General features: G+C 60.8%; 8 protein-coding genes and 1 pseudogene. 6 read left to right on the top strand and 3 right to left on the bottom strand.

The window, feature by feature from the left end:
• From L0H65_RS09325 to L0H65_RS09300, 6 genes are all read left to right on the top strand, one after another.
• A partial coding sequence (locus tag L0H65_RS09325) for a TrgA family protein (RefSeq protein ID WP_301458600.1) occupies positions 1-225 on the top strand: 225 nt, incomplete at its 5' end.
• A gap of 4 nt (positions 226-229) precedes the next feature.
• On the top strand, positions 230-1,366 hold the full coding sequence (locus L0H65_RS09320) for a gamma-glutamylcyclotransferase (RefSeq protein ID WP_301458599.1): 1,137 nt from the start codon (positions 230-232) through the stop codon (positions 1,364-1,366).
• A gap of 96 nt (positions 1,367-1,462) precedes the next feature.
• Positions 1,463-2,494, top strand: a complete 1,032-nt coding sequence (locus L0H65_RS09315; protein ID WP_301458598.1) for a cysteine synthase A — start codon at positions 1,463-1,465, stop codon at positions 2,492-2,494.
• Complete coding sequence (locus tag L0H65_RS09310) at positions 2,491-3,486, top strand: DUF3772 domain-containing protein (RefSeq protein WP_301458597.1); 996 nt, start codon at positions 2,491-2,493, stop codon at positions 3,484-3,486. Before L0H65_RS09315 ends, L0H65_RS09310 begins: the two co-directional genes overlap by 4 nt.
• Positions 3,487-3,492: 6 nt before the next feature.
• Entirely contained in the window at positions 3,493-4,950 is a 1,458-nt protein-coding gene (locus L0H65_RS09305) for a mechanosensitive ion channel family protein (RefSeq protein WP_301458596.1), read from the top strand.
• Positions 4,947-5,666 carry an alanyl-tRNA editing protein gene (locus L0H65_RS09300; protein ID WP_301458595.1) on the top strand — a complete coding sequence of 240 codons (720 nt, stop codon included), beginning with the start codon at positions 4,947-4,949 and terminating at the stop codon, positions 5,664-5,666. Before L0H65_RS09305 ends, L0H65_RS09300 begins: the two co-directional genes overlap by 4 nt.
• A 443-nt stretch (positions 5,667-6,109) precedes the next feature.
• Here the strand turns inward: L0H65_RS09300 and L0H65_RS09295 are convergent.
• The 3 genes and pseudogenes from L0H65_RS09295 to L0H65_RS09285 form a co-directional block, all read right to left on the bottom strand.
• A pseudogene (locus tag L0H65_RS09295) lies at positions 6,110-6,275 on the bottom strand (IS3 family transposase); the annotation flags it as partial.
• A gap of 566 nt (positions 6,276-6,841) precedes the next feature.
• Complete coding sequence (locus L0H65_RS09290; RefSeq protein WP_301458594.1) at positions 6,842-7,768, bottom strand: dihydrodipicolinate synthase family protein; 927 nt, start codon at positions 7,766-7,768, stop codon at positions 6,842-6,844.
• 28 nt (positions 7,769-7,796) lie between these two features.
• Positions 7,797-8,513, bottom strand: a 717-nt coding sequence (locus tag L0H65_RS09285) for an amidohydrolase family protein (RefSeq protein WP_301458593.1), incomplete at its 5' end; no start/stop codon positions are given.

Here is an 8,513-nt window from a genome sequence, read left to right as displayed (position 1 = left end):
GTCACCCTCGTTGTCTGGGCGGTGTTGGTGTGCTCGATCATCCTCATGGTCAAGAACTCGTTACGGATGCGTTATGACAGCCCGATGGAGGCGATTGTCGGCATTTTTGAACTGGGGCTAGAAAACGGCGCGCGCATTCTGGCGGTGGAGCCGATGGTCGCGCTGGTGGTGGGAGGATTGCTGGGTGGCCTCATCGCCGAATGGGCACGGCGGCGGTGGGAGTGACGCGATGACCCGGCTTTTCATCTATGGCACGCTTTGCCACGCGCCGCTTTTGCATCTGGTCCTGGGGCGCGTGCCTGAGGCACATCCTGCCGTACTGCGGGGCCATGCGGTTTATTGGGCGGTGGGACATGATTTTCCCTTGATCGTTCCGGAACCGGGCGGTGAGGCAGTGGGAACCCTGTTGTCAGGGCTGACGACCGAGGATCTGGCCCGGCTCGATTGCTATGAGGGCCCGTTCGGCTATGGCACCCAGCGGCGCATGGTGGAAACCGCACAGGGGGAGGTGCAAGCCCTGGTGTATCTTCCGACGCCGGGGCAATGGCAGCCTGGTGCGCCGTGGTCGCTGACGGATTGGGTGGCGCGATGGGGGCCGACCGTGGTGGCGACCGCTGCGGATGTGATGGCGCAATATCCGGCGGAACTGCCACTGTCGCGCCGCTATCCAATGCTGGTGCGGGGTGCAAGCCGGGTGCGCGCTGCCTTGCCTGCGGTGGCGGGTGTGCGCCGCAGCGTACAACCGGCTGACATCACGGTCAAATCCCGGCGGCAACCCTATGCCGATTTTTTCGCGGTAGAGGAATATGATCTGTCCTTTCGTCGCTTTGAAGGCAGCAAAAGCCCTGTCGTGACGCGTGCGGCCTTCGTTTCCGGCGATGCGGTGACGGTGCTGCCCTATGATCCGGTCCGCGACCGGGTGCTGTTTATCGAACAGTTCCGAGTTGGCCCCTTTGCGCGCGGTGATGTGCAGCCTTGGCAGTTGGAGCCGATCGCAGGCCGGATTGATCCGGGAGAAACACCGGAGCAGGCAGCCCGACGCGAAGCGGTGGAGGAGGCCGGGTTGTATCTGACCGGGGATTTCCTGCCCGTCGCCAATTACTACCCCACACCGGGCGCCAAGACAGAGTTTCTGTATTCCTATATCGCACTGACCGATTTGCCCGATGGTTCCGCCGGTCTTGGCGGTGAGCAAAGCGAAGCCGAGGATATCAAGGGCCATCTGATGTCATTCGAGGCGTTTGCCGAACTGATCGGGCGCGGAGAGGTGACGACCGCGCCGCTTTTGCTGTCTTACTATTGGTTGGCCAGCGAACGCCCGCGTTTGCGCGCTGTCGCGGCGGTTGGGTTTGCGCCGCAACCGTGACGTTTTCTTGATTGCGGCGATGCCTTGGGCGTCGCGGGTTGCTTGAGTTTGGCGCTGCCTGCCGGTACACCTAAGCCAACATAAAAGGAATATCGGATGCACATTTACCGCGATCTCGCAGACGCCATCGGCAAAACGCCTTTGATCCGGCTTAAAAAAGCGTCGGAGCAGACCGGATGTGAGATTCTGGGCAAGGCGGAGTTTCTCAACCCCGGTCAATCGGTGAAGGACCGCGCCGCGCTTTACATCATCAGGGACGCAGTGGCGAAAGGACTGTTGCAACCCGGTGGCACCATTGTTGAAGGCACCGCCGGCAATACCGGCATCGGGCTGGCGTTGGTTGGGGCTTCCATGGGTTTTCGCACCGTGATCGTCATTCCCGAGACACAAAGCCAGGAAAAGAAAGACATGCTGCGTCTGGCCGGCGCGGATTTGGTGCAGGTGCCTGCTGCCCCATATAAGAATCCAAACAATTATGTACGATATTCCGGACGATTGGCGGCAAGACTTGCACAAACCGAACCAAAAGGCGCGATCTGGGCCAACCAGTTTGATAATACCGCCAATAGGCAGGCCCATGTTGAAACCACCGGGCCGGAGGTGTGGGAGCAGACCAATGGCAAGGTCGATGGCTTTATCTGTGCGGTAGGCTCTGGCGGCACTCTGGCCGGAATGGCGCTGGCCTTGCAGCCGAAAGGCGTAAAAATCGGGTTGGCCGATCCGGAAGGCGCGGCACTGCATTCCTTTTACACCACGGGGGCGTTCGACAGCCCCGGTTCTTCCATCACCGAAGGCATCGGGCAAGGGCGCGTCACCGCCAACCTTGAAGGCTTCAAACCCGATTTCAGCTATCGCATCCCGGATGCCGAGGCGCTGCCGATTGTGTTTGACCTGCTGGCCGACGAAGGGTTGTGCCTTGGCGGATCGTCCGGGATCAATGTCGCGGGTGCGATCCGGATGGCGCGGGAGATGGGGCCGGGCCATACGATTGTGACAATGCTGTGCGACTATGGCACGCGCTATCAATCCAAGCTGTTCAACCCTGAATTCCTGCACGAAAAAGGCCTGCCGGTGCCCGGTTGGCTTGACGTTGCCCCGCGCGATATCCCTGCGGTGTTCGAGGCATGAGGCGGACCGGGAAACCGACGATCGCGCTGGTTCTGCTTTGGGTTTGGCTTGCAGTTCTGGGATTTGCCGCGCCCATCGCCGCGCAGACCAACTTTTCGACCGGCGCGGTTCCGGCTGCCGCGGATGCTGCAGACTCCGCGCCGGATTACAAAGTCTGGGAGAAATTCGCGGCGGAGGTGGATGATTTCATTGCCGATCCGCGCACCAGCGATGTCCGTCTGGAGACCGTCCGCGATGAGGTCGCCACCTGGCGCGCAAAGTTTCTCGCGGCGCAAGGCACCAATTCCGCCCGCATCGGCACCCTGCGCACCCAAATTGATGCGCTTGGCCCGCCGCCTGCGGAAGGGGCGACCGAAGCGGATGACATCGCAGTGCGGCGCAAGGCATTGACAGAACAGCTCAGCGTTCTTCAGGCCCCGTCAATTTCGGCGGTGGAGGCCTATTCCCGTGCCGACGGCCTGATCCGCGAAATCGACAGCCTGATGCGCGACCGGCAAGCAGACGAGTTGTTGCAGCTTTGGCCGATCCCGATCAATCCGGCCAATTGGCCTGCGGGGGTGTCGGCACTTATGAAATCCATGGATGATGTGGAGGCCGAAGTCCGCGCCGCCTTGTCGAATGAGACACGGCGTGCGGCATTCATGGATAAATTGCCGCCGATCATCGCCTTGCTGCTGTTTGCAGCCTTCACCATTCTGCGCGGGCGTGCCCTGATCGAAGGCGTTACCCTGCGCTTGCAGGAGCGCAGCCACTCCGACGCACGCGAGATTTCGGCCTTTGTCGCTTCGCTCGGTCAGATTGTCGTGCCGAGTCTGGGTGTCTTCGCATTTTCCACCGCCATCATCCTTTCGGGCATGCTTGGCCCATTGGGCGAGGTGGTCGCACGGACCCTGATCGAATTTGGCCTGATCGTCTTTACCGCGCGTTGGCTTGGCATACGGAGTTTCCCTCGCGCGGCCAGCGCCCCGACCTTTCTGCACATGAGCGAGTAGGCGAGGATGCGCGCGCGCGTTCTGACGCAGGCTTTGGGCATCACCCTGGGGGTCGAGGCGATCCGCGAGGCATTGCTGCCCGATAGCCAGATTTCTGAGGCCGCAGCGGCGGTCCTGTCGTTCCCGACCATTCTGGTTGGGGCGGCATTCCTGTTCCAACTCTGCCGGTTGTTGTTGCGGGAACCAACAAAGGGCGAGTCTGAAACGACGATTTCCTTTGCCGCGCGGATCATCGGGATCCTCGCGCGTGGCGGGGTCATTCTGGCCCTCGTCGGACCGGTCCTGGCGGCGGCAGGCTATGTGCGGGCGGGGCAGGCGCTGGTGTTTCCGGCTGTGGCGACGCTTGGGCTTGTCGGGCTGCTGTTCATTCTGCAAAACCTTGTCGCGGCGATCTATGCCGTTGTGATCCGCAACGATGAGCGTGGGCGCGACGCGCTTGTTCCGGCCCTGATCGGGTTTTTCCTGACCTTCCTGTCGATCCCCTTGTTTGCCTTGATCTGGGGCACGCGGGTTGCGGATTTGACCGAACTCTTTACCAAATTGCGCGAAGGCTTCCAGATTGGCCAGACCCGCATCTCGCCGTCGGATTTCGTGCTTTTGGCCGTCGTGTTCGGCTTCGGGTATCTGGTGACTCGCTTGATGCAAGGTGCGCTGAAAAGCTCGGTTTTGCCGAAAACCACGCTGGATCAGGGTGGACAAAACGCCATCGTCGCTGGGGTCGGCTATATCGGCATTTTCCTTTCGGGGTTGATTGCGATCAATTCGGCGGGGCTTGACCTGTCCGGTCTTGCCATTGTCGCCGGGGCGCTGTCGGTTGGCATCGGTTTTGGTCTGCAAAACATCGTGTCGAACTTTGTCGCAGGCATCATCCTGCTGATCGAGCGGCCGATTTCGGAAGGCGACTGGATCGAGGTGAACGGCGTTATGGGGACGGTACGCGGAATTTCCGTCCGCTCCACCCGGATCCAGACCTTTGACCGGACAGATGTGATTGTTCCGAACTCCGATTTGGTCTCGGGCATGGTCACAAACTGGACCCGCTTCAACCTTGCCGGGCGGTTGATTGTCAAGATTGGGGTCGCCTATGGCACCGACACCCGCAAGGTCGAAAAGATCCTGCAAGAGATTGCAGAGGCACAACCGCTTGCCGTTCTGAACCCGCCACCCTCGGTCGTGCTGGTCAATTTCGGTCCTGACAGCCTTGATTTCGAAATCCGGGTGATCCTGCGTGACGTGAACTTCTCGCTCGGTGTCAGGTCGGAGATCAACCACGAAATCGCCCGCCGCTTCGTTGAGGAAGGGATCGAGATTCCCTTTGGTCAGCGCGACATCTGGCTGCGCAATCCCGAAGCCCTCGCGCAGATGCTTGCTTCTTCCCCCCTCGCGCCGGGAGGAGCGGTGGCACTTGCCGAGCCGGAAGATGACACGCCGAAACCGAAAGCGCCAAGAAAGAGAAGTACATGACAGAGCTATTGTTTCGGACCGATGCGTATCAGGCGGAGGCGGAAGCAATTGTCACCGCTCTGACGCCTGAAGGCGCTATCGTTCTGGATCGCACGGTGTTTTACCCGACGGGTGGCGGCCAACCCGGCGACAGCGGACATCTGATCTGGGCTGACCGCAAACTGCCGATTGCAACCGCTGTGAAACTGGAAGGAGACGGTGTCGGCCTGTTGTCCGGCGAACCCGCTGGATTGCCGGTCGCGGGCACCATGGTCCGCCAGGTATTGAACTGGCAGCGCCGATACCGTCACATGCGCGTGCATACAGCACTCCATTTACTGTCTGTGGTAATTCCACTGCCGGTGACCGGGGGCCAGATCGGCGCAGAAAAAGGACGGCTGGATTTTGACATGCCGGACCCGCCTGGGGATTTGCAGCAGATCGAAGACGCACTCAACCGCTTGATAGACCGCGATCTGGAGGTGACAGAAAGCTGGATCACCGATGCCGAATTGCTGGCCAACCCCGGCCTTGTCAAAACCATGTCGGTGATGCCACCCGTTGGGCACGGCCGCGTGCGTCTGGTGCGGATCGGGGCAGGGACGGCGCAGGTTGATCTGCAACCCTGCGGCGGCACCCATGTCGCCCGCACGGCCGAGATCGGCCAGATCACTCTCGGGAAGGTCGAAAAGAAAGGCCGCCAGAACCGCCGCGTCAGCCTGTTTCTGACCGATTGAACCGAGACGGCACCCGACTGCTTTCGGGTGCACGATAGCCCGGCCAGGACGGTAACCCCTGCGGCGCACCCGCGTCTTCAAACGGATTGCTGAGTCTGCCCTCCACGAACGGGGCCGGAGACGGCGCGAAGACGCATGGATCAGCCAGCCACAGCACCCGCGACGGGCGACAACGCGCACCCGCCGCTTCCGTCGCCTAGCATAGCAGAGGCATTTGATCGTCGTTAGAACTTCCGAAAAAACCTGAATCACAGCGCGCGGTCTGAAATAAAAGGCTGAACACGTTAAGGGTTACCATATGTATCTGGTATTTCGTAAAGGCTTCGGGCCTTGTCGCTGAAGCGTTTTGACTTCAACATGAAATTCCGACTATCAGCCAATAGGTCGAAATCTCTGATGTCAGGCAGCGTTACTTGATACAGATCCAAGTCGACACGCTTGAACGCTACCTTGATGAACCCGCTGGCCATTGGGATATATGTAATATCCAGCGCCCGGACCTGATTTCGCGTGACGAGCAGCTTGCGCAGCAAATCGGGGATAGATCTTGTCCCCCGGCGCCGGTTGCGGGGTGTTCGGCTTTCGATACAGCGCCTCGATGCCCATCCGAGAGGAACACTACGATCAAATCCGCAACCGTGCGGCAGGATGCGCATGTCAAAAAACGCTTGCTGAGATGTCCCCGTTACCGAAGACCTGACCCTTGGAGCAAAGATTCCGACTGGCAAACCCGGCAGAGGGCCATTCCCGGTTGATCGCAGCGGTCGGGGCGATATCAGGTCCGGCCCTGATGGGCTTCGCCCCGGAGCCACATGACAGCAGGGCGATGCGAGGCAGCAGCGCAACCGACGGCGGGCGCAGGTCTCGCCGGCATGTTCTGTACCAAGCTGCGCTCGCCTCCGCCTATCACGACCCGGTTCCGAAGCCGGTTGCAAAACGTCTCCGCGAACGCGGAAAGCCGCACAGCCTGGTGTTCATCGCAATCGCACGCAGGCTTGTCACACTCGCAAACGCGACGATCAAGCCCGGCACCCCATCGCAGCCTCAACCCAGAAAGCAGGCGCAGGTGCCGTTGGCTTAGCGCCCTCGGATTCGGTAAGGTTCAGGCGCATTGAACACTGGCATCAATCGCGCGCTGCCGGCAGATGCTTTCCTCTGTTGGCTCGCCGGTTACTTCAAGCATCCAATTCGGCGAGTCGCTTTTCCTGCCGGTTGATCAAGATGCCGATCTCGGCCTTGGTGGCGGATGACAGGGCCGCACCCGGTTTGCGCAAGGTGTCATGGGCAATGACGCCGCGCCGCGCCAGGGTGTATTTGCGGATCGCAAGGCCAAGACCCGGTTGCTGTTCAAATCGGGCCAGCGGCAAATAGGCATCGAACAGGTCGCGACCGCGTTCGATGTCGCCTTGCTGGAAATTCTCCACCACGGATACCATCATTTCGGGATAGGCAAAGCCCGTCATTGCACCATCAGCACCGCGGGCCATCTCCTCGGGGAGGAACATCCCGCCATTGCCACACAGGATCGAGATGCGACGATTCAGAACGCCATCGGCGCGCAGGGCGCTGATCTTTTCCAGCCCCGGCCAATCCTCATGTTTCAGGCAAACGCAGGTTTCAAGGTCATTCACGATCCGCGCAATCACCTTGTTCGACATCTGAACGCTGGTCACCAAAGGGAAATCCTGCAAAACGAAGGGCACCGCGCCGATCACCTCGGCGGCCTGATGGTAATAATTCACGATCTGGTCATCGGTCCGCATCGCGCCGGGGGGCGCGATCATTACGCCTGCGGCACCCAGATCCATTACCATCCGGGTCAGCGTGTCCATCTGCGCAAAACCAGGGGCGGAGACGCCGACCACCACCGGCACCCGGCCTGATGCGCGCGCCAGGATGCGGGCAACGACATCGCGGGACTCCTCCACCGTCAGTTTAGGCGCCTCGCCCATCATGCCCAGAACGGTCAGGCCGGTAGCCCCGGCGTCAAGGTAAAAATCCACCATGCGGTCACAGCTTTCCATGTCGATCCGCCCATCAGGGTGGAACGGCGTGACGGCGATCACAAAGACGCCTTTTGCATCGGGGGTGAGGTGTGGCATCTGCTGTCCTTTGTCGATCAAAAGAGGATTAAGTCTTGGTAATGCCCCAGAAATCCGGTGGCAAGACGAGATCAGCCGCAGCACCAATGCGGTCGATCATCACGGCGGTCTGGGTGGCGGCATCGTCCAGAATGGCGGCTTCGTCGACGCGGGTGGCGCGGCCTGCGTCCAGCACGACTTCGCCGCCGATCATCACGGTGGCGACATCGGCACCATTGGCAAAGCAGACGAGGCGGTGCAGCGGCATGTTGGGCGGGTAAAGATGGGCACGGCGCAGGTTGACGGCGACGATATCGGCCTCTTTTCCAACCTCCAGCGAGCCGATCAGATGATCCATCCCCAGCGCCTTTGCCCCGGCGATCGTTGCCATTTCCAGCGCTTTGCCGATCGGCAACACAGAGGCATCGCGGAAATGCCGGCGGTGGTAATGCATCGCCTGTTGCATGTGGCGGAACATATCGGCGGAGCGGTCGGGGGCTGTCGCATCCGATCCCAGCGCCACGGTCGCCCCTGCCGCCATCAGCTCAATCGCCGGGCAGCGGCCAAGGATGGAGGCATTGGCCGAAGGGTTATGCGCGATCTTGGTATCTGTGGCGGCGGCGATTGCAATCTCATCCTCGTGCAGGTCGATACAATGGGACAACAACGCATCCGGCCCGAGCAGCCCCAGCTTTTCCGCCCGCCGGATCGAGCCGCGCCAATGGCCATCCTGAGTGAATACCACCCCGTTGGCGCGGGAAAATGC

Source organism: Pseudorhodobacter sp., from assembly GCF_030452865.1.
GTDB lineage: Bacteria > Pseudomonadota > Alphaproteobacteria > Rhodobacterales > Rhodobacteraceae > Pseudorhodobacter.
This window is presented reverse-complemented; position numbering and strand designations above follow the sequence as displayed.